General features: G+C 51.3%; 15 protein-coding genes and 1 tRNA gene. 8 read left to right on the top strand and 8 right to left on the bottom strand.

Features of this window, described 5'->3' with window-relative positions; genetic code table 11:
- Window positions 1-206: 206 nt before the first annotated feature.
- A complete protein-coding gene (locus AAGJ81_07030; protein ID MEM0965883.1) occupies window positions 207-959 on the top strand; it encodes a DUF481 domain-containing protein in 753 nt (250 codons plus the stop codon).
- Here the strand turns inward: AAGJ81_07030 and AAGJ81_07025 are convergent.
- The 5 genes from AAGJ81_07025 to ilvD all read right to left on the bottom strand — a co-directional run bounded on the left by AAGJ81_07025 (window position 939) and on the right by ilvD (window position 7,413).
- Entirely contained in the window at window positions 939-1,910 is a 972-nt protein-coding gene (locus AAGJ81_07025) for a hypothetical protein (protein ID MEM0965882.1), read from the bottom strand. The genes AAGJ81_07030 and AAGJ81_07025 overlap by 21 nt on opposite strands.
- Window positions 1,907-2,611: a 16S rRNA (cytidine(1402)-2'-O)-methyltransferase gene (rsmI, locus tag AAGJ81_07020; protein ID MEM0965881.1), complete on the bottom strand. Its 705-nt coding sequence runs from the start codon at window positions 2,609-2,611 to the stop codon at window positions 1,907-1,909. The genes AAGJ81_07025 and rsmI overlap by 4 nt, the downstream gene beginning before the upstream one ends.
- Window positions 2,612-2,856: 245 nt before the next feature.
- Window positions 2,857-3,789, bottom strand: coding sequence for a hypothetical protein (locus tag AAGJ81_07015; GenBank protein MEM0965880.1), 933 nt, complete (start codon window positions 3,787-3,789; stop codon window positions 2,857-2,859).
- Between the two features lie 212 nt (window positions 3,790-4,001).
- Window positions 4,002-5,582, bottom strand: a complete 1,581-nt coding sequence (locus tag AAGJ81_07010) for a glucose-6-phosphate isomerase (protein MEM0965879.1) — start codon at window positions 5,580-5,582, stop codon at window positions 4,002-4,004.
- A gap of 100 nt (window positions 5,583-5,682) precedes the next feature.
- Complete coding sequence (ilvD, locus tag AAGJ81_07005; protein ID MEM0965878.1) at window positions 5,683-7,413, bottom strand: dihydroxy-acid dehydratase; 1,731 nt, start codon at window positions 7,411-7,413, stop codon at window positions 5,683-5,685.
- A gap of 157 nt (window positions 7,414-7,570) precedes the next feature.
- Here ilvD and AAGJ81_07000 point away from each other — a divergent pair, with 157 nt between their 5' ends.
- Window positions 7,571-8,500 (top strand): tyrosine recombinase XerC, encoded by a 930-nt coding sequence (locus tag AAGJ81_07000; protein MEM0965877.1) that lies wholly within the window; start codon window positions 7,571-7,573, stop codon window positions 8,498-8,500.
- Window positions 8,501-8,595: 95 nt separating this feature from the next.
- Here the strand turns inward: AAGJ81_07000 and dgt are convergent, their stop codons facing one another.
- From dgt to AAGJ81_06985, 3 genes are all read right to left on the bottom strand, one after another.
- On the bottom strand, window positions 8,596-9,900 hold the full coding sequence (gene dgt / locus AAGJ81_06995) for a dGTP triphosphohydrolase (protein MEM0965876.1): 1,305 nt from the start codon (window positions 9,898-9,900) through the stop codon (window positions 8,596-8,598).
- Window positions 9,901-9,906: 6 nt separating this feature from the next.
- Window positions 9,907-10,890: a malate dehydrogenase gene (locus tag AAGJ81_06990; GenBank protein ID MEM0965875.1), complete on the bottom strand. Its 984-nt coding sequence runs from the start codon at window positions 10,888-10,890 to the stop codon at window positions 9,907-9,909.
- A 79-nt stretch (window positions 10,891-10,969) separates the two neighbouring features.
- On the bottom strand, window positions 10,970-12,187 hold the full coding sequence (locus tag AAGJ81_06985) for an MFS transporter (GenBank protein ID MEM0965874.1): 1,218 nt from the start codon (window positions 12,185-12,187) through the stop codon (window positions 10,970-10,972).
- A gap of 139 nt (window positions 12,188-12,326) precedes the next feature.
- Here AAGJ81_06985 and tal point away from each other — a divergent pair, with 139 nt between their 5' ends.
- The 6 genes from tal to AAGJ81_06955 all read left to right on the top strand — a co-directional run bounded on the left by tal (window position 12,327) and on the right by AAGJ81_06955 (window position 20,395).
- Window positions 12,327-13,283: a transaldolase gene (gene tal, locus AAGJ81_06980; protein MEM0965873.1), complete on the top strand. Its 957-nt coding sequence runs from the start codon at window positions 12,327-12,329 to the stop codon at window positions 13,281-13,283.
- 50 nt (window positions 13,284-13,333) lie between these two features.
- Window positions 13,334-13,876 carry a gamma carbonic anhydrase family protein gene (locus AAGJ81_06975; protein ID MEM0965872.1) on the top strand — a complete coding sequence of 181 codons (543 nt, stop codon included), beginning with the start codon at window positions 13,334-13,336 and terminating at the stop codon, window positions 13,874-13,876.
- Between the two features lie 104 nt (window positions 13,877-13,980).
- A tRNA-Ser gene (locus AAGJ81_06970) sits at window positions 13,981-14,070 on the top strand.
- Window positions 14,071-14,875: 805 nt separating this feature from the next.
- Window positions 14,876-15,910, top strand: a complete 1,035-nt coding sequence (locus AAGJ81_06965; GenBank protein MEM0965871.1) for a nucleoside hydrolase-like domain-containing protein — start codon at window positions 14,876-14,878, stop codon at window positions 15,908-15,910.
- Between the two features lie 147 nt (window positions 15,911-16,057).
- On the top strand, window positions 16,058-18,496 hold the full coding sequence (locus AAGJ81_06960) for a DUF5703 domain-containing protein (GenBank protein MEM0965870.1): 2,439 nt from the start codon (window positions 16,058-16,060) through the stop codon (window positions 18,494-18,496).
- Window positions 18,497-18,706: 210 nt separating this feature from the next.
- On the top strand, window positions 18,707-20,395 hold the full coding sequence (locus tag AAGJ81_06955) for a sulfatase (protein MEM0965869.1): 1,689 nt from the start codon (window positions 18,707-18,709) through the stop codon (window positions 20,393-20,395).
- Window positions 20,396-20,438: the final 43 nt, after the last annotated feature.

Below are 20,438 nucleotides of genomic sequence, written 5' to 3'. Positions count from 1 at the left end.
GATGATTCCTCTTATGTCGATATAGGATAGATCCGTGTCGTGCATCCCAATCTTGCAGCACAACACTGAACGAAGGTACAGCCTTTTTTACGAAAAAATGTAAGCTCCCAAATGGGCTCTCTAATTATGCAATGGCATTAGCTTCAAAGGGATTACTTCCTCTTTACTTCTTGAACTGAAGAGTAGAATCAGTTTTGGTCACTAACGTGGGGGATTTGCGTCCAGTGCTTTTCGTTTTGGCTCTTAGCCTATTTGGCCATGGAGGGGTGCTCATGGGAAGCACCGAGGTGCTGATGTCGCCAAGTGCTGAGGCGGCGCAACTAGCCGAGGAACCGCCTTCTGACTCAAAATGGATCTATTCTCCCTCGGGGGATAGTCTTTTCTATTTCAACCAATGGGGAGATACCACTGCACCGGAGGTCACTATTGATCATACTGCTTTCCCTAGCTCCTCCGAGGCTCCTTCTTCCTCCGCTGCAGATCACACCCTTGGGGTAAGTTACCGGAACCGTCTATTCAACTATGGTTTCCTTGAAAGCCAGTCGATTATTGATGAAACAGGCTTCGGGCATTTTTCACGGGGTTACCGTCAGGTCGTGGGGTATGGACTAAGAATTCTAGATAGGCAGACGGTTACCTTCGACATCGTTCCGGGTGTGGTAGGCGATTATGCCGCAGATGAGTCGATTGAGAATCGGCTGAAGTGGATGGGGAATCTGAATCAAAACTTCTCGTGGCAGGTGAGCGATGGTCTTGTCTTGAACCAGAATTTCAACACTACGCTCGAACGCACGGATACCGACAATCTTTCGGCGGTTCTGAACTTGGACTTGGAGACACTGTTCTCCGATCGGCTGAGCTTCAAATTATCTTACGAAGTCCACTACGATGATACTGTTGGCGAGGAGATGGAACAGCGAGACGCGCGCCTTTCGACTTCAGTAGGTTTTCGTTTTTAGAGCACTTTTAGACAGTAGATTTGCGAGTCGTCCCATTCTTAAATTGTAGAAGGAGTGGTGAAAAGACGAAGCCTCCAGAACTTCGCCAAGGGCCAGAATCACGTTGAGAGCAACTGGGAGAATGTCGGCGCGTGTTCTAGGCAGTCCGGGATATTTTTCTCTATCGGAGAGACTCAGTTTTGAAAGGATCTCCTCGATTCGTCTTAGATCAGGCAGAGCAAGTTCCGAAGACTGGTTCGCCATGGTGACGCAATTTTCCGTCGCGAGCAAAAGTCTCGAAATGGTGAAAGCACCGCCAGTGCCCCAATGGGTGGCTTCAAGCGGTATTTTGTCTTTCGTGATTTTTTCCTCGAACAATGCTCCGCAGTGGCTGCGAATAGAGGCTTTGGTCTCGTTGTCCAGCGGTGCCGATGAGTCTTTCACGAAAAGACTCATTAACTTTACAGCACCGAGCTCAAAACTGAATACTTCGTTGACGAGACCTCCGGTTTTCAGGATCCACTCTAGGCTTCCACCTCCCAAATCAGTTACCGTAAGGGGAGTGTCAACGGAAAGAGCTGGTTCTTGAGCGATGCCGTTCGCAATTCCAAGAGCTTCCTCCTCTCCAGACAATACAGTAACGGATCGCCCAGTCCGTTGAAAGACGAGATCCAAGAAGTCCTGTCGATTGTCTGCATCGCGAACTGCACTGGTGGCAAGAATTTCGATGGAATCGGGAAGGTAGGGCGCTGCCGATTCGAGGAGATGTTCAATAGCTTCGACTGCGCCTGTAATCGCGTCCGAAGATAAGCAACGGTTGAGACCATACATACCTGCGCTAATTCGGCATTCTACTGTTTGTTCAAACAGAATATGGATGCCATTTGGCAATAATTCTCCGAGCAGAATTTTGATTGTATTGCTCCCAACATCCAATACTGCGGCACATTGAGACCGTGATGTTTCGCTCATAAATCGAATCCCTTTGTGGCTACGATGACCACGTATTCTCCTTTTCGGGATTGGGACAAAACCTGATCTTTCACAACGGTGGCCTTTCCTGAGAAGCTGCTTTCATATTTTTTTGTAAGCTCCCGAGCTACTGAAATCGTGCGGTCTTCGCCGAGAACTTCAATAAGTTCACTGAGAAACTTCTCAATGCGGTGAACTGATTCGTAGAAAATCAGTGTGTGCGAAAAATCGGCGTAGGATGTAAAAAATTGTCTCCGAGCGGCAGACTTCGGAGGCAAAAATCCAACGAAGAAGAATCGGTCGGAGGGTAGTCCGCTGACCGCTAGCGCAGCCACCGCAGCGGAAGGTCCTGGAATGGACCGTACTGGAATTCCCACGACCCGGCAGGCACGGACTAGACGAAACCCTGGATCACTGATTGTCGGCGTTCCTGCGTCCGAGACGAGGGCGAGCGAAGTACCTTCCTCTATGGACGATAGTAATTTTTCTGAAACGGTTTTTTCGTTTTCGTCGCGATAAGAGACGAGTCGAGGTTTCGGTATCCCAAGTTTCGCGAGGAGGTTTCCAGTCACTCGGGTATCTTCGCAAGCAATTGAACCGACGGAAGAAAGAATATCCCTCGCCCGTTGACTCAAATCATCCAGGTTACCGATCGGCGTGGCTACAACATAAAGGACACCTCGCTCAGCCACACTACTCATTTCGCAAATACGAAAGCGTATTCCAGGGTGCGTGACTAGAACAACTTACCCCAGATCGGATCAGTATTCCGTCAGAACCTAAAAACCGCCACCTAATCCAGGAGCCATTCCAGGAATACCACCTTCCCAGTTCGCAGGACGTGACCACGGAATGGTCGACTCATCCTCATGTTTCGCAGCACAGCCGGAAAAAAGAAGGAAGGCAAAAGCTAAGAAAACTGAACAGGCGATCGTTTTGAGCACAATTACTTCTGAAATGTATAAACCAACCCGGTTCTGAGTGCATTGGCAAACGCGGAATCCGGTAGGATTTCAGCAACCACGTAGTCAGGATAGACTCCTCGGAGGCGAAGGTTTGCTACTGGGGCACCGTCACGATTGACCACCACGTTTGAAACACCAATAAACTCGTCACTTGAGCTAGGGCTCAGTACGACCAAACCCTTATTGAGGTCGAGGGACTTAACTCTCACTTGGTTGGGCGAAAGAGATTCGTCTGTTCCTGCGGAGGCGGAAAGGACGCGGTTCAATGGGTTGTCCGAAAGTCGGGTAATTTCCTCCCGTGCCGCTTCAAGTTGCCGTTGTAAGCGAGCGATTTGGTCCACTGTTTCGTCAGCGTTTCCACCAGCTGAAGCAGCTGAAACGGATGAGCCAACAGCGGAATCCTCCAGCTGTTCGACTCTTCTGGCGAGACCTCTCTTTTCTTCTTCGACAGACTCAATCCGCTGGCTCAGCTCGAATTTTTCCCGGTTAACGCGGATCAAATCGCCTCTCACTGTATCCAGCTCTTGCAACTGCCTGTCGGAAGTCTGCTTCGAACCAGTGAGTTCGGTCTGGGTGTCGTCAAGATCCCGCTGGGTGTTGCGGAGCATTTGGTTTGTGGACCTGAGCTGGTCCTCAATCTGCGATAATTCCTCTGTGGACTTGTCGAGCTGTTGAGTAAGGCTCGCTATCTTTCCCTGGGAATCCCTCAACTCCCCCTTGGTCTGATTGAGGTCATTGACTCCCTTGGTAATCACCCGTGAGAGTGGTTCGTCAGGAATGTTGAGCTGCTGACCAGCGTCTTCATAAGCGGCGCTGATTGCGCTAATTTCGTCTTTATTTAAAAACCAGAGCACACCAAGAGCAACAATGACTGCCAGAGTGACAATTCGCAGAATAAGGGAGAGTATTTTCATAGGATAGGGATATGAGGTGCTAAACCTTTTATAGAATCGGTTTTAGGGGTAGGTGTCAATGAAGCAGAGCGGGTAGAGTTCGCTTTAATGACGAGCCGCTTCATTCGGGCAGCGCGGAGCTTTTTGAGGAAAGGGGCGACCGAGGCCAAATATTGTGGAGCTCCATTCAAGGAAATAAGGTGTGAAACCACCGGAGTCTACCGGCCTATCATTCACACTACGGCCCTGAATTTACGGTTGTCGGGTCTGGTGGTCTTTGACTCCATCTCAAACTCCGGACGATTTACTGCGAGTTGCTCAAGAACCTTGAATACCCACTCTTCCTGTCCCGAAAGACCCGCGGTGGAAGCGATTTCCTCTACGGTCTTCCAACTGTTTTGATCGGCTTGAAGAATTTCTACTACCTTTCGTTGGACATTTAAAACAGAGGCGGCCGCTTTCTTTCCTGCTTCCACTCCCGGTTGATGGTAGGCATTGATCCCAACGAATGATGCGTAAAAGCCTACCGCCCGTTCAAAGAGAGCGATCAACATTCCGACACTCGCAGGAGTAACCTCTCCGATGCTGATTGAGACGGAACCACGTCCGTTTTCCGACAGAGCCTCTCGGGTTCCGAGATAAAAGCCGTGAAGAAAATCGCCAGCAGTAGCTCCGTCATCAACCGTGATGGACTCAGACTCTCTTGCCTTCAATACCTGGATAAAAACCGCAAAAAAATTCGGGACGCCATCACGGAGCTGCTGGACATACGCATGCTGGTCAGTCGACCCCTTGTTGCCATATACGGCAATTCCTTGGTGAACGGTGTTCCCCTCGAGATCCTTTTCTTTTCCTAGAGATTCCATCACCAGTTGCTGGAGATACTTGGAGAAGAGGCTCAGCCGATCTTTGTAGGGAAGAACGACCATATCTTTTTCGCCCTTTCCGTTGGTCTCGTGGAGCCACATGAGAGCCAAAAGTGCTGCTGGATTCTGCATAGTGTCCTGGGTGCGGGTCGCTTCGTCCATTTGCGCGGCTCCCGAAAGAAGTCCATCAATATCGATACCTTGCAAAACGGCCGGCAGAAGGCCCACGGGTCCAGTTTCGCTGGTTCTTCCGCCAACCCAATCCCACATAGGAAAGCGACTTAGCCAGCCAGCTCCTTCAGCATGACCGTCCAGTTTACTTCCTTCGCCGGTGACGGCGACCGCGTGTTGCGAGAAGTCCAATCCAGCATTCTTCCATGCGTTCTCCGCTTCGAGCATCCCGTTGCGGGTTTCAGGTGTTCCCCCGGACTTTGAAATAACGATAGCGAGCGTTCGGTCCAATTTTCCTTCCAGCGAAGCAAGGGTGTTGTCGATTCCGTCCGGATCTGTGTTGTCGAAGAAGTAGGGTTTGAGTTTGTCCTCCTTTCCATTTCCAAGGGCTGCCGCAACGAACTGGGGCCCGAGGGCGGACCCGCCAATGCCGATGACGAGCAGGTTTTCAAAGGGTCCTCCCGCTCCGACGATTTTACCGCCATGCACAGCGTCCGCAAATGAATGAATTCGCGCGAGTGTTTCTCGAATGGACTGACTGGTCTCTTCATCCGGGGCGAGATCCGCTTTTCTCAACCAATAATGCCCAACTTGCCGATTCTCGTCAGGGTTGGCAATTGCACCGCCTTCGAGCTCTTTCATTTCCGCAAATGCCTTTTGCGCGGCGTCCTCGTGGTCCTCGAGAAAGGCCTCGGGAAAAGAGATCCGGCTGATATCGAGCGAGAAGTCAAGCGAAGGAAGGTGTAGGTAGTATTGGTTGAGTCGGTTCCAGTTCATGAGTTTTAGATCAAGAATTTTAAGTTCGGTGTGAGCAGTGGGCGTCGAACATCCAGTGGTCACAGTCCAGAGTCGAAACAATTACGCCCAAGAATCCAAGTTAACGATCCCTTCGCGAAAGATTGAGGTCCGTGACGGCCCCCTCCGAAGCGGTTGCCACGAGAGCTGCGTATTTGGCGAGGACGCCTCGAGTCTCTTTGGGAGAGGGCGGAACGTAATCGGCCATTCGCCGGTCGTATTCTTCTTCGTCAATCAGAAGGTTCATCGTGTTCTTCACCGCATCGATTTCTATAATATCCCCCTCTCGAACGATACCGATCGGACCGCCACAGGCGGCCTCCGGCGTGATGTGTCCCACATCAAAACCGTGGCTTCCGCCCGAGAATCGTCCATCAGTGATCAGGGCAACGTCCTGGATCAGTCCTCTACCCGCAACTGCGCTGGTTGGTGAAAGCATCTCGCGCATTCCGGGTCCTCCTACCGGGCCTTCGTTGCGGATGACGACAACATCGCCTTTCTTTACGTCTCCGCGAAGGATACCTGCAAGAGCGTCTTCCTCGCCTTCATAAACCCTTGCCGTTCCCTTGAAGTAGAGACCTTCTTTTCCCGTTATCTTGCCCACGGCTGCGCCCGGAGCTAGATTCCCCCGTAGAATCCGGAGGTGGGTGCTTTCTTTGATCGGCTGATCCCATGGGCGAATGATGTCCTGTTCGTCTGGGTAGGATGGATACGGTTCTACACCAGCGAGAGACTCTCGAATGGTTTCCCCAGTGCAGGTCAGGCAATCCCCGTAGAGGAGCCCTCGATCGAGAAGGAGCTTCATCATGGGACGAATGCCCCCAACTCGGATCAGGTGGTTCATGTTGTATTTGCCAAAAGGCTTGAGGTCAGCGAGCAACGGAACGCGTTCCCCAATCTCGGCAAAGTCATTGATCGTCAATTTGACCTCTGCGCTGTGAGCAATTGCAAGGAGATGGAGAATCAAGTTGGTCGATCCCCCAAGTGCCAGACAAGTCGTGATCGCGTTTTCGAAAGCCTTGCGCGTCATGATGTCCCGGGGCTTCAGCCCCATTTTGAGAAGGTTGACCACCGCTTCACCCGATTTCTGGCAATCGACTCGCTTTTCCTCTCCGATTGCGACCTGCGCGCTACTACCCGGCAAACTCATGCCCAAAGCCTCGATCGCGCTTGCCATAGTGTTGGCTGTATACATCCCCCCACAAGAACCCGGACCCGGGATCGCGCACTTCTCAACGCGGCGAAGGCCTTCGTCATCCAGCTCGCCTTTCGCGTGTTTTCCAACCGCCTCAAAAACCGAAACAATGTCCATCGGGGTTTCCTCACCCGGATCGTCTGGAAAAAACCCCGGCAGAATAGTGCCACCATAGACAAAGATCGCCGGCCGGTTTAGGCGTGCGATTGCAATCATACAACCCGGCATGTTCTTGTCGCATCCACCTATCGCGACTAGGCCGTCGAAGCCTTCGGCTGCCACAGTTGTCTCGATCGAATCGGCGATAACGTCTCGGGAGACGAGGCTGTATCGCATGCCTTTCGTCCCCATACTGATACCGTCGGAGACGGTGATGGTACTGAAGTTAACCGCTTTCCCTCCAGCTTCGGAGATTCCCGAGGTCGCATGCTCTGCCAGTTCGCCAAGATGAACATTGCACGGGGTCAAAGTACTTGGTGAGCCGACAACAGCTACTTGAGGCTTCTTGAAATCCTCGTCCTCAAAACCAACTGCACGTAACATCGACCGAGCGGGCGCACGGTCGTTACCGTCGACGACAATGGACGAGTGGGGGCGTGTCTTTTGGTCTATAGACATATCTGGACAAAATTATTGGTCGGCGAAATCAAATCGGCAAGGCCGGATTGATTTTCATCGATGGAGGCTGCCGTTTTCAATCCTCCGACGGCTTTTTCATAAGCGAACGATTGCCCCTCGACCGGCACGCATTCGTTGGCAATAGTAGGGACGACTGATGGTTGGCGAATCTCAAGAGCAAAAAGGCGCGCGAAGCGATGGGGATTCAGACCTCGTCTCCTTTCTCAGTCACTTAGAAGGGGAGCGGCGAATGTCACCTGCCACCGTGCGTAACTACGGCCATGCTACACGTGCTTTTCTCGAATGGCTCTCGGGTGGTTCCTGGCGGGATGTCGATTCCAAAACCGCCCGTAGTTACGCGATTGAACTTCAACGCTCTTACTCTCGTCGGACTCTTCACAATCGAATCGCGGGAATCCGGGCGTTTTACCGATACCACCGGGAGCACGGCCTGGTGCAGTTCAATCCGTTTGCCTCCCTGTCCCTTCCCAAGCTGGACAAAACCCTTCCGAAGTTCCTGACCGAAAATCAAATCCGATCGTTTCTTGAGGGCCCTACCCATCTCTTGGCTAGCGGAGAAGTCGATGCTTTCGAAAGCTGGAGAGACCGAGCCACGCTCGAACTCCTCTACGGAGCTGGATTGCGGGTGAGTGAGCTGGTATCGGCGGACCTCGCAAAGCTGGATCTGGGTCGGGGGGTTCTTCGAGTCTTGGGAAAGGGCAGAAAGGAACGCATGGTGCCCATTGGGAAAATCGCGGGTCAATGCCTTCGCCAGCACCTGCATTTGAGTGGGAGGAGTGAAGCAATGAAGGGTCCTTTGCTGGTTCATCCTTCGGGAAAGGGAGTCTCTGTCCGATGGGTGCAGATGAGGATGAAGCGCTACCTAACTTTGGCTGGTTTGCCATCAGATCTTTCCCCCCACAAATTGCGCCATTCTTTCGCTACCCACCTTCTCGATGGCGGTGCTGACATCCGCACGGTGCAGGAGCTTTTAGGACACTCGAGCCTATCGACGACTCAGATCTACACACACACGAGCATTGGGCGATTGCAGGAAGTCTACAAGCAAGCGCACCCGAGAGCGTAGAGGGAGTTCGGTGTCACCATCCACTTCCATTGCCTCGAAGATCCACGGTCGAGCCGTATTCAGATCGATTATGAGTCCCTTGAGAAATTGTTGCTCTAGTGTAGATCCAGGATCGAAGCAGAATCGGGATCGAACCATTTCTTGTAGTAGCGAACGGCCTGCCCGTCTGTAAGACCAGACAGGAAGTCGCTGATGACCCGCATTTGTTCTTGCGGTTCGCCCGCCTCCAAAAAGAGGCGGTGTTCTTTCTCGGGAACGAGTTTAAGGCAGCGTGTATCCCGAGTGCGGGAATAGTTTTTCTCGATTACCTCAAAAAGAGTTTCCAGGAGTCGGCTCCCTTTGAATTCGATCTGTTGAATCGTGGTGGATTGAAAGATCAGGTCATTGGCAATCCGCTTGTAAAGGGAAGCCTCTCTCTTGGAAGCGGGATCAACATCCAGTCGGAACCGGTACCGGTTGGTTCGATCTGAGAAAGGGCCGTCGGATTCAACGATACGGGTCGCGTTGATAAATCCACCCACCTTGGAATTGAACTTTCGCTCATAGTATCCTTCCCGGATGGATCGCTTCAGCTCGTCGAGGAGAGTAAAGTCAGCCTTTGACAGATCGTTCGTGTTTTCTGCCCATTGGTCCACACTGGTCTGAGTAATGTAACGGGCCTCGATTCCGTCCACGATGTCGTTGAGGGAGTAAGCAGCATCATCGGCCCAGTCCATGATTTGGCATTCAATACTGCGGATGTCGTTCAACTCTGAGAGGGAATCCAATTCTCCTGGAACCAATCCTGAACCGAGTGCGAAGTCTCGTATGGGCTCCTGATCGTCGTAGATGAAATGGTTGGTGGGATGCTCGCCCGTTTCCTCGTGCCACTCTCGGTGCAACTTCTTGTATTTGAGAACGCCATCGAGAAAAGCACGGGTCGGGTTCATTCCCTCATTCTCTCTCGCCCGGGCGTAAATGAGGCGGGTTAGAATTCGAAGGGTCTGACCATTCCCTTCAAAGCCGCCAAAGTCTGCCATCAGCTCGTTGAGCTTGCGCTCTCCAATATGTCCAAACGGAGGATGGCCTAGGTCGTGCGCTAAACAGATGCCTTCCGTTAGATCCGGATCGAGATAAAAATCCCCTTTCAACGACGGCGAGTTTACCGTTAGGTATTCACAGATCGAGCGCCCGATTCGGGCCACTTCCATCGAGTGGGTCAGTCGGGTCCGGTAGAAGTCGAACTCTCCTGACTGAAAAACCTGTGTCTTCGACTGAAGGCGTCGGAACGCGTAGGAAAAAACAACACGGTCACGATCGATCGCAAAAGGGGAGCGGTGGTCCTCGGGTGGACGTTTACCTCCGGGAAGCGTCTCTCTATCAAAGTCGCCGTAGAACCGATTTTCCTGCCAACCGTGCACGGGTGGTTAGAGCAAGTCCTTGACCAACTCTCGCTCGCTCACGAGCTCAGCCAGGGATGCGTCGATCTTGGCCTTGCTGAATTCGTTCACAGGAACGTCGGCAACGATGCTCCACGATTCACCATCGGAGATGATCGGGTAGGAGGTGATCAGGCCCTTTTCACTTCCGTATTCGCCTGTCGAGCAAACGGCAACACTATGCCAGTTGCCAACCTCGGTTGGAGTGGTAAGGGAACGGACGGTATCGACCACCGCGTTAGCTGCGGAGGCGGCAGAGGAGGCTCCACGAGCTTTGATTATGGCGGCTCCACGCTGTTGGACCACTGGGATAAAGGTTTCTTTAAGCCAGGTTTCGTCGTCAATGACCTCGGGAGCAGGCCTACCGTTAATCTTCGCGTTGTAGAAATCCGGATACTGAGTAGCTGAGTGATTTCCCCAAATCGTCAGGTTGGAAACTTCGGTCGAGTGGACGCCTGCTTTGGCAGCCAATTGGGTAATTGCGCGATTTTCGTCGAGGCGGGTCATCGCGAACCAGCGGTCAGACGGGATCCCCTTTGCGTGGTTCATGGCGATCAGGCAATTGGTGTTGCAAGGGTTTCCCACCACCAAAACGCGCACATCGGGTGCGGCATTCTTTTCGATCGCCTGACCCTGGCCGATAAAAATCTTACCGTTGATCCCGAGGAGATCGCCGCGCTCCATCCCGGCCTTCCGGGGAATACTCCCGACAAGAAGTGCCCAGTTTACGTCCGAAAATCCTTCGTCGAGGTCCGACGAACCTCTGACGTCGGTCAGGAGCGGGAACGCACAATCATCCAGCTCCATCATGACCCCTTCCAAGGCTCCCATCGCCGGCTCAATCTCGATGAGGTTGAGGGCGACCGGCTGGTCGGGGCCAAACATGCTACCGGAAGCAATCCGGAAGAGAAGGGAGTAGCCGATCTGTCCGGCTGCACCGGTTACGGCGACTCGGATGGGTTTTTTGCTCATGGGGTGCTTTCTCGGAGTTTTGTGGAAAAGAGGCAACCTTTCTCGGTCCTATTCGAGGCGTGGAAAAGCTTTATAACCATTAGTAATGACGACCTTTAAATTGATTGCGGACCGGTTCTCGAAGCCACAGCTGCAAGAAGAGCCATCCTGAATAAGAAAGGAGAGCGAGACTAATCCAGCTAAGCACACTCAAAGGGATGATCGGAAGCAAACTGTATCCGATTATCGGGGCAGCGATTCCGCGCACTCCGGTGAGGCTCATGTGAACACTCATGTATTCGGTGACCTTGTCGTCAGGGGCAATCCGAGTCACCCAAAGGTTCCACGCCAGGTTGCCACCTCCCATTGCCAATCCGAATAGAGCCGACCCCAGACCAATGATCCACAGGTTGGAGGAATTGAAATAGAGGAGGATTGCGAGGAAGAGGAATAGATTGATGAGGGTGCGGTAGATGAGAAAGTTCATCCGCTCGAAAATGTAGCCGAACACCTTCAGGCCGAGGATTCGTGCGATAGCAAAGACGACGACCGTGATAAAGATCACCTCGCTGTTGCGAAGATCGAAGCCATAGATCGGATTGGCGAGGACTTCGACACGGAGTGGAAGTAGCGCCAAGTTCGCAAGGCCTAGAATCATCCAGGCGAGGAGCATTTTGGCAAAAACACGGTCGTCTCGAATGAGGGAAAAACTGCCCCACTTTTTGGGCTCCGGAAGCGGAAGAGGGTCACTCGGGATTCGAGCTACGGCAAATCCGCTAACCAGGCTGGCACCCGCCATTACGAGAAAGAGGACTCCAAAAGCACGCGGGTGGAAGTCCAGGTACTCGCTACCTAAGAAGCTGAGCAAAGCGCCCACTACCGCCGCTACGATAAAGGTGTTTGATACCAGCCGCCCGCGATCCTGGTGGGAGTAGTTTTTTGCGTAGACTGCAACCAGGAGGCTCGGAACCTGCGCCAGAAGGGCGTTTGCACCAAGAAAGGCGACGGTAAAAAGCCAAAGGCTTTCGACCTGCGAAGCTAGTGCATAGCCTGCCGCTGATCCAAGGAAACATAGACTAGCAGCTCTGCTTGCGGGGAGCGTCGACCATGCTGCAATTTTTTGACCGAACGGTGCGAGGAAAAGCCCGAAGGCGATCCCGGCACTCAAAACTCCCTTTACCGTGTCCGGAGCCTCGAAGTAACGGATGGCTGCCAGAAGGCCGAAAGAAAGAGCCCCGACCTCAACGATCCCGCCGAAAGCGCCTCGAATGAGGTCGTAGCGATAGGTCAGTTTGGTAAGGGTCTTGTCTTCGTGCACCGGCCTAAACCTGAGATGGGCTCGGAAGTCCGGCAACACAAACCGAGTTTTTGGTTCAGAGGTGGGAAAATCTCGCGCCGGTCCCTGGGTGACTTACTCCACTGTTGTCATTCGGCGATCAGCTTGCATTCTCTCCTGCATGAACGCATTGGACCAACTCAAGCAATACACGACCGTCGTCGCCGATACCGGAGACTTTCAAACGATCCAGGAATACGCTCCGCAGGATGCGACGACTAACCCTTCCCTTATTCTCAAGGCGATTGGAAAGCCAGAGTACGATGCGGTTGTCGAGCAGGCGATTTCGGATGCAGCTGAAAAGACAGGTGGTTCTCCCGAAGTAGAAGTGGTGATTGATCACTTATTGGTTCGGTTCGGCCGAGAGATTCTCAAGATTGTTCCTGGCCGTGTCTCAACAGAGGTTGATGCACGTCTGTCTTTCAATGTTACCGGGAGCATCGAAAAGGCGAAGGAGTTGATCCGTCTCTATGAAAGTAACGGAATCAGCCGTGACCGGATTCTCATCAAACTCGCTTCGACCTGGGAGGGGATTGAAGCAGCCCGTCACCTTCAAAAAGAAGGTATCCACTGCAACATGACGTTGCTGTTCTCTCTTGCGCAAGCGATTGCAGCGGCTGAAGCGGGAGCGCAACTGATCTCCCCTTTTGTTGGTCGAATCCTCGATTGGTATAAGGCCAAGGAAGGCAAGGAGTTTAGCCCGGAGGAAGATCCTGGAGTAAAGAGTGTTCAGGAAATCTACACCTATTATAAAAAGTTCGGTTACAAAACCGAAGTGATGGGAGCGAGCTTCCGAAACACGGGAGAGATTCTGGAGCTTGCAGGATGCGACTTGCTTACGATCTCCCCGGACCTTCTTGAGACACTTAAGGAGTCGGACGAAACGGTTGAAGAGAAGCTCTCGGAAGAAGCGGCACTGAATGAGCCGATTGAGAAAATCGAAGTCGATGAAGAGACGTTCCGCTGGATGCTCAATGAAGACGCGATGGCAACGGAGAAGCTGAGTGAAGGTATTCGTAAGTTTGGTGCCGACATGGACAAAGTCCGTGCTTTGATCGGCGAACGTCTCGAATCCTAGAGAAGGGATGGAAACCGGTTCTTCTTGTAGGCATCCGGTCTCTTAGGTCGATGGATCTCCCAGAAAGTGTGGCCAACCGCCTGGCCAAACACTTGGACAAGACACCGGTTATTCCCAAAAGCTGTTGGATATCCGAAACTGCCAAAGTTTATGGAGACGTCGTTTTTGGGGAACGTTGCAGCGTTTTTCCATCGGTTGTAGTGCGAGGAGACATCAATCTCATTCGGATTGGTGATGAGACGAACATTCAGGACGGGGCAATCGTCCACCTTTCAGACGACTATGGCGCTATTATTGGTGCGCGCGTATCCGTTGGACACGGAGCAATCGTTCATGCCTGCACAATTGGTAACAATTGCCTGATTGGAATGCAGGCGACTATTTTGGACGGCGCTGAGGTGGGAGATTTTTGTGTGATCGGGGCGAATGCCTTGGTGACACAGGGCATGAAAGTTCCGTCTGGATCGATGGTACTCGGGGCTCCGGGTAAAGTGGCTAGGACTCTCACCGCTGAGGAAAGGAGAGCCCTTACTGAATTGGCTCTAAAATATGTTGAGGTATCGAAGGGCTTTAGGGAGCGCGGACTGCGTTAGAGCGATAGCTGGGACCGGATAGCCATTTCCCCAATCCGAATACAGCGTTGTGGATTTTTGTTGCGTCTAGGTGATCTAGTTCGGAGCGTATCGGTGACGGCCAAGGAGAGGTGACAGAGCGGCCGATTGTGCATCCCTGGAAAGGATGTGTACCGGAAACGGTACCGAGGGTTCGAATCCCTCCCTCTCCGCCAGAGGCGGCCCTCGCGAAGCGAAATTCAACTATACCGGATGAGAACCGCAGGTTCGTTCCCCGAACGCAGTGAGGCACCTGCGAAGCAGCAATCCCTCCTACCAGTTAGCCGGATCCGTGCTACTACTTTTCGATCAAGTGGAAAAGATAGTGCTACTGGATGGAAGGTTTCATTGTCGCCACCCAGCTTTGATTTGTTGGACGATATCGTACGCCTCGTTAAGAGCTTCAGCATGACCACAGTTTTGGCTCGGTGTGGATAACGCGATCATTGCAATAGAGTAAGCGTTGCAATTAGGTCTCCAAGAGGAAAGCACTCGGGAATTGCTGCCGAATTCGTGGTAATATTGGCTACAGCGGCGAGTTGATGGACCTGTGCCTGAATCGGTGCAATTCTCAGCGTTCCGGAAGAGTTGTTTGCGCGCTAGTCAACTGGATAGTTGATCTGAAATTGCCCTCAACGTATTCTTTGGAGGTAGAGTCGCCCCGAAGTGCTTCGAGGTTAAACCCATGCTTCTGAACCACACTATGCCCCACACCGTTCCACTATTATGGAACGATTCTTCGTCAGATTCGTTGCCTACGGTCCGGTCCACGAGTCTGCCTGTTTTGGACTCCAGTTTTTATCTTTCTTCCTCCACCAATGTGGAGATCGGAGTTTACTCATCGGTCGAACCCGAGAAAGCGCTGGGTCAGTCTAAACGGTTTCACGAACCCTGTTTAAGATTCGATGTTGATGGCGAGAGCGTCGTCGATACCGGATTTTTGCAACCAACCCATCCGCAGCTTCAAGCCGTCTTCTATCGATGAACCCCTGGTCAGTTTTTGGTATGGTCGGTTTTGCTTTTGCTGGAACGGCAATGGATTACGCTCCCAAACCGAAAGTGTGGATCTACAGTGACGCAGCGGATAAATCTCTGGAGCGTGCTCCCGGAAAACGCATCACCGATCCAGATGACATTTCGGCGATGGCAAATTACCTCCTCATGTCCAACCACTTCGAAACCGTTGGAATCGTGGTTGGAGGTAACCGTAACGCGAATTGCGATCAGAGAAAGATCAGTATGCAGGCGTGGGCTGAAGGTCTTTTCCTAAAGGCGTACATGAAAGATCTGCCATCGTTAAACGAGAATATCGGTGGATTCCAAGATTCAATTCGGTTCTTGGAATCGTTCATTTGGAGAAAACCGGAACCGTACGACCCGGGGAAGGCATATCTTGATCTTAAGGGATACGAATCCGTTGAATTGTTAGTAGATGCTTTGGAGAGCAGTGATGGGACGATTTATGTGTTGTGTTGGGGAATGTTAACGGAACCGGCTATACTGATCCGCCATTGTGTGGAGGCAGGACGGTTGGATTTGCTCGAAAAGGTCTGCATCATCTCGCATTGGACTAGTTCTTTTTATCACGTAGGATCACTTGAGAACCCAGATCATGTTCACAATGCCTTCAATGATGCGGCCGCCGCGGCCTACGTAAAAGAATCATCGCTAAATGGTCTTGTTCGATTTTACGAGTGTGCGGCCGTAGGGCAGTCGGGAATCGTAGGAGGTAGTCCAAGGGGATGGGATTTTTATAAACAGTTCAGAGTTAGCGAGTTGGGTAGGCTGTATGTAAGTGGTAAGTATCTAAACAGGGAGAAGACAGTGGATGATTCCGATTCCGCAACCCATTGGGTCCTTCTTGGCGATTGGGGAGTGGGATTAGAGGATATAAATGACAACGGCGTAAATACTCCTTCTATTGAGAAGCGAAACGAAGAGTCATTCTTTGAATGGTCACCAAAGATCCGGAGAGAACTTTTACGTCGGGTTGAGGTAACTGCAGCGCCTTATTGAACGAACCCTGTCCGACAAGTTTCAGAGTGTTTATGGTTTCCGTTACCCAGTTGAATCGAATGAGATTTCGGATGCGAAAAATAGATCTAAAGCGAAAACTGGGTTTCGGAGGCGTATTTATTTACCACACAATTTTATGGATGTAAGATGAGAGCTGGATTAGCGATTGCATTGTTTTTAAACGTTTCCGTTCTAGCTGGAGAGGGTCCGTTTTGGACCGACCAATACGATGTTGAATGGACGACTCCGAGTGATAATGGACCGATGGATTCCATGCCATTTGGTGGAGGTGATATTGGCTGCAATATATGGGTGGAAGACGGAGAAGTATTTCTGTACGCGCAGAAGTCGGGCTCGTTTAACGAGTTGGGTGAATACGTGAAGCTGGGTCGGTTCAGACTGAACTTCACACCAAATTCATTCGAGGATCCCCAGCGGTTTAGGCAGAAGCTTCATTTGCAGGATGGTTCTGTGTATTTAACCGCAGTCTCTGAATTCGAAATCAGGGTAAGGACATGGGTAGACGTCTTTACAAGTTCAATACATTTGACAGTCGATTCGGATGAGCCTGTAGATTATAAAATCAGTTTCGAGACGTGGAGGTATGAAGATAAACTCCTCGAGGAACCTCCCAAAGATCCGAAGATGTCAAACAGTTCCCGGTGGGGTAGTTACTCTCTAGTGGCGTATCCCGGGGAGGTGTGGAAGCTTAGAGACCAGTATGATTTTGATGGAGACTCGGTTCTCTTCTACCACCGGAATCCAGCGGAAACGCAGGCACACTATGTGGAGCTGGAGCAGCAAGACATGATGGCCTTTAAGGATGAGATTTATGACGGAAAGAAGAATCTTACTTTTGGGGGTAAGATGTTTGGAACTTCGGCGGTCCGTGGAACCCGGGGGATGGGAGAATACCTGAACAGAGACTATGAGTATCTCAGTCTCGTAAGCAGTGAAAAGGCAAAGAACCATCATATCGTGATCGCTACTCACTTGGCACAGGAAGAACAGTTTGAGTCTTGGAGGAGCAATATGGATAGGATTGGCTTGGAGACGAAGGCCAGCCTTGGGAACACAGATGAGAATCGAGAGTGGTGGCGTAGTTTCTGGGATCGAAGCTGGGTAGTTATCGAGCCGGACTCGACAGATCATGAGAATCCTCTTTGGAAGCTTGGACAGATTTACCAGTTGGGACGCTACCAGTTTGGATGCAACTTTTATGGAAGCTCTCCCACGAAGTTTAATGGCGGCAGCTTTACCGTCGATCCGTTCAAGAACCAGTTTGATCCTGATTGGCGTCAGTGGGGGGGCGACTACCATACCGCACAGAATCAGCGTTTGATTTATTGGCCGATGTTGAAAATGGGAGACTTTGATGCGATGCCCGCGCAGTTTGACTTATATCGTCACGGGCTCCGAGGCGCTGAAATCAGGGTTGAAAAGTATTTTGGTCACGAAGGGGCCTACTACAGCGAAAATACCAGCACAAGTGGTTTGGTGATGGGCCTTGCTTGGTGCTGGCCTCCAAATGACCATTCTCCTCAGAAACGAATCCGGCCAGAGGAAGTTCCTTTCGGAGATCCTCGGATCAGAGGTTTTACAAAAGGATTTGCGGAAGAAGGCATGCAATACAACGCGTCCTGTGGGTATCACTTCACGGCGCCTCTTGAGCACGCGTATATGATCATGGAGTATCATCGCTATTCTGGTAACAGCATTGAGGAGTACATCCCGTTTATTAAATCATCGGTCATCTTCTTCGATCAACACTACCAGAAGCGTCAGATGATGCGGACCGGAGAGCCTTTTGATGACCGCGGAAAACTCTACATCTCCCCCGCTATGGCTCTTGAAACCGGATCTATGGCAAACCCGATGGACCTTGTTGCCGGACTGGAAGCTTGTTTGGAAAGCTTGATCGAACTGGATAGCCCGTCGATTTCGGAAGAGGATAGGGCTTACTACCGGGAGTTTCTTGATCGTTTGCCTCCAACACCTTTTTACGTAGAGCACGAGGGGCGTACCATGCTCGCTCCGGGCGAAGGTGTATATCGGTCAAAGCCGCAGAAAGAAGTTCCTCAGTTTTATCCTTTATATCCGTTTGATAGAATCACGCCCGCAGACACTGAAGAAATGGCTGTAGCCCGTGAAACGTGGTTGCATGACACAAGTCTCGCGAAGGACCGTATTTTCGGCTGGCAGCAGAAGAATATCTTCGCGGCGCGTGCAGGTTTCGCGGACGACGCAATGGATTTGAGTGTCCGAAAGATCTTCGATGGCCGTAAGCTGATGCGGTTCCCATCATTCCTGGGGCCCATGTATGATTGGATACCAGACCACAATTGGCTCGGGGCTAGTATGATCGGAATTCAGGAAATGCTGATGCAGTGTTTCGGCGACACAATTTACCTCCTACCCGCCTGGCCATTTGATGTGGATGTGGATTTTAAGTTGCATGCGCCTGAGAGAACCACAGTCGAGGTTTCATTCAGAAGCGGTAAGATCGAGAAACTCATTGTGACTCCTGAGTCCCGTAGGGATGACGTGGTGTTTATGCAGAGAGGATTCAGCGCAGATCTGAATTGAAGGTGGTCGGAGGAAGCTCATGGTGACTTTTGATGTAGGATTTGGCTCCCTTCTAGTTTGTTCGCAAGGGGTGCGGTGGGTTTTTCTGCGGGCCGTAAGCGCCTTTAGTTCTTTTGAAGACATCCCGCGGATACGAAGGCGGTTTCGAGTCTTTTCTATGAAATGGCAAACGGTGTTTGCTGCTTATCTCTCTGATTGAGCTTAGTGGTGATGAAAAGTCTGGTTCTGGCAGTTCCTTTTTTGTTGTGCGCGATTTCGATATGGGCAAGTGAGCGGCCGAATATTCTTTTTATCATGTCGGATGATCATGCCTCTCAGGCTATCGGTGCCTACGGAGGGATTCTAGCGCAACTGGATCCGACGCCCACAATCGATCGGTTGGCGGAAGAAGGAGTTTTGATGGAGAATGTTTTCGCACAGAACTCGATCTGCACCCCGAGTAGGGCTTCGATCATGACTGGGCAGAGTAGTGCGGTCAATGGCGCTACGGATCTGGATAAAGAGATTTCGGTGGAGCAGCAGTACCTTTCGAAAGAGATGCGTAAGGCAGGTTATCAAACTGCGGTGATTGGAAAATGGCACCTGAAAGAGAAGCCTGAGACCTTTGATTACTACAAGGTGCTGGTAGGGCAGGGGCACTACATCGATCCTGTGTTCCTTGAGAAGGGTGCAACAGGAACTGTAGTGAGACCCAGTGCAAGTGCGTGGGAAAGGAACAAATTCGGACCGAACATCATTTTCGAGAATGCGGTCCAAATGGAAGGCCATTCAACGGATCGTGTTACCGATTCCGCTCTGGAATGGCTCAGGGAAGAAAGGGATCCAAAAAAACCGTTCTTTTTAAAACTACATTATAAAGCGCCGCATGACCGATTCAGGAATGCTCCTCGGTATGACACCTATTTGGATGATGTGGATATTCCTGAGCCTGATTCGCTATTTGATCGCCAAAATCATGGCTCAATCGCAACACGTGGTTATGAAGAAGAGTTGCTTCCATTTCTCGGATCGTCGATCAGTATGCGCCACCGGGTGCGCAATTACCGGGGATTTGCAAAAGGTTTGCTCAAGATAAATCCGGAAGCATCGGAGGAAGAGATCGCCGCCTACGCCTACCAGCAATACCTCAAAAGGTATCTCCGCTGCGTGAAAGGCATCGACGATAATATCCAGCGTGTTCTCAATTTCTTAAAGGAGGAGGGATTAGACGGTAACACAGTAGTCGTCTATACGAGCGATCAGGGAATGTTTCTTGGAGAACACGACTACATCGATAAGCGGTGGGCATACGAAGAATCGATGCGCATGCCATTCATCGTTCGCTACCCGGAATCGATTCCTGCCGGGAGTCGCTCCGATGCTATTGTAGAGAATATTGATATCCCAGCGATGCTTCTCGATTACGCAGGCGTTGAGACACCCGACTATATGCATGGTCGTAGTTTTCGCACGATCATGGAGACCGGAAGGGAGGGTGAGGACTGGAAGGATGCGGCCTACTATCACTACTGGATGCATCTTAAGCATCACTTTGTTCCTGCTCATATCGGTATCCGCACCAAGGAGTATAAGCTTCTCCTTTTCTATGGATGTGCAGAAAACTCAGCTGAGGCACACTCACCTCCTGCTTGGGAGCTTTATGATCTGATCGATGATCCGAAGGAAATGAATAATCTTTACGACGATCCAGAGTATTCAGCGATCGTCGAGGAGCTTAAGGAACGGCTTAAGGAGTTGCGTAGCCTGTATGGTGAAGATGATCCCAAATTTCTTTGCAACAGGGCAATTGATGCTTATTGGGATTATGATGATGAAGATCGTTCTCGTGCGGTCAGTCTTTCGGAGTCGTTTAGAGAGGAGATGGAGGAGAAATATCCTCCCCGGAGCTTTTCAAAATAGTCGCTCTCTCTAAGGACTATGCTCCCAAAGAACCTTCTGCCTA

The organism is Verrucomicrobiota bacterium (genome assembly GCA_038744685.1).
Taxonomy (GTDB): domain Bacteria; phylum Verrucomicrobiota; class Verrucomicrobiia; order Opitutales; family Puniceicoccaceae; genus Puniceicoccus.
Note: the sequence above shows the minus strand (reverse complement) of the source record. Positions and strands in the feature narration are given on the sequence as shown.

Bases quoted from the DNA above. Each gene is read 5' to 3' on its own strand.
- AAGJ81_07025 (MEM0965882.1), bottom strand. From the start codon at position 1,910: ATGAGCGAAACATCACGGTCTCAATGTGCCGCAGTATTGGATGTTGGG.
- rsmI (MEM0965881.1), bottom strand. From the start codon at position 2,611: ATGAGTAGTGTGGCTGAGCGAGGTGTCCTTTATGTTGTAGCCACGCCG.
- AAGJ81_07015 (MEM0965880.1), bottom strand. From the start codon at position 3,789: ATGAAAATACTCTCCCTTATTCTGCGAATTGTCACTCTGGCAGTCATT.
- AAGJ81_07010 (MEM0965879.1), bottom strand. From the start codon at position 5,582: ATGAACTGGAACCGACTCAACCAATACTACCTACACCTTCCTTCGCTT.
- ilvD (MEM0965878.1), bottom strand. From the start codon at position 7,413: ATGTCTATAGACCAAAAGACACGCCCCCACTCGTCCATTGTCGTCGAC.
- AAGJ81_07000 (MEM0965877.1), top strand. From the start codon at position 7,571: ATGGTTGGCGAATCTCAAGAGCAAAAAGGCGCGCGAAGCGATGGGGAT.
- AAGJ81_06990 (MEM0965875.1), bottom strand. From the start codon at position 10,890: ATGAGCAAAAAACCCATCCGAGTCGCCGTAACCGGTGCAGCCGGACAG.
- tal (MEM0965873.1), top strand. From the start codon at position 12,327: ATGAACGCATTGGACCAACTCAAGCAATACACGACCGTCGTCGCCGAT.
- AAGJ81_06975 (MEM0965872.1), top strand. From the start codon at position 13,334: ATGGATCTCCCAGAAAGTGTGGCCAACCGCCTGGCCAAACACTTGGAC.
- AAGJ81_06965 (MEM0965871.1), top strand. From the start codon at position 14,876: ATGAACCCCTGGTCAGTTTTTGGTATGGTCGGTTTTGCTTTTGCTGGA.
- AAGJ81_06960 (MEM0965870.1), top strand. From the start codon at position 16,058: ATGAGAGCTGGATTAGCGATTGCATTGTTTTTAAACGTTTCCGTTCTA.
- AAGJ81_06955 (MEM0965869.1), top strand. From the start codon at position 18,707: ATGAAAAGTCTGGTTCTGGCAGTTCCTTTTTTGTTGTGCGCGATTTCG.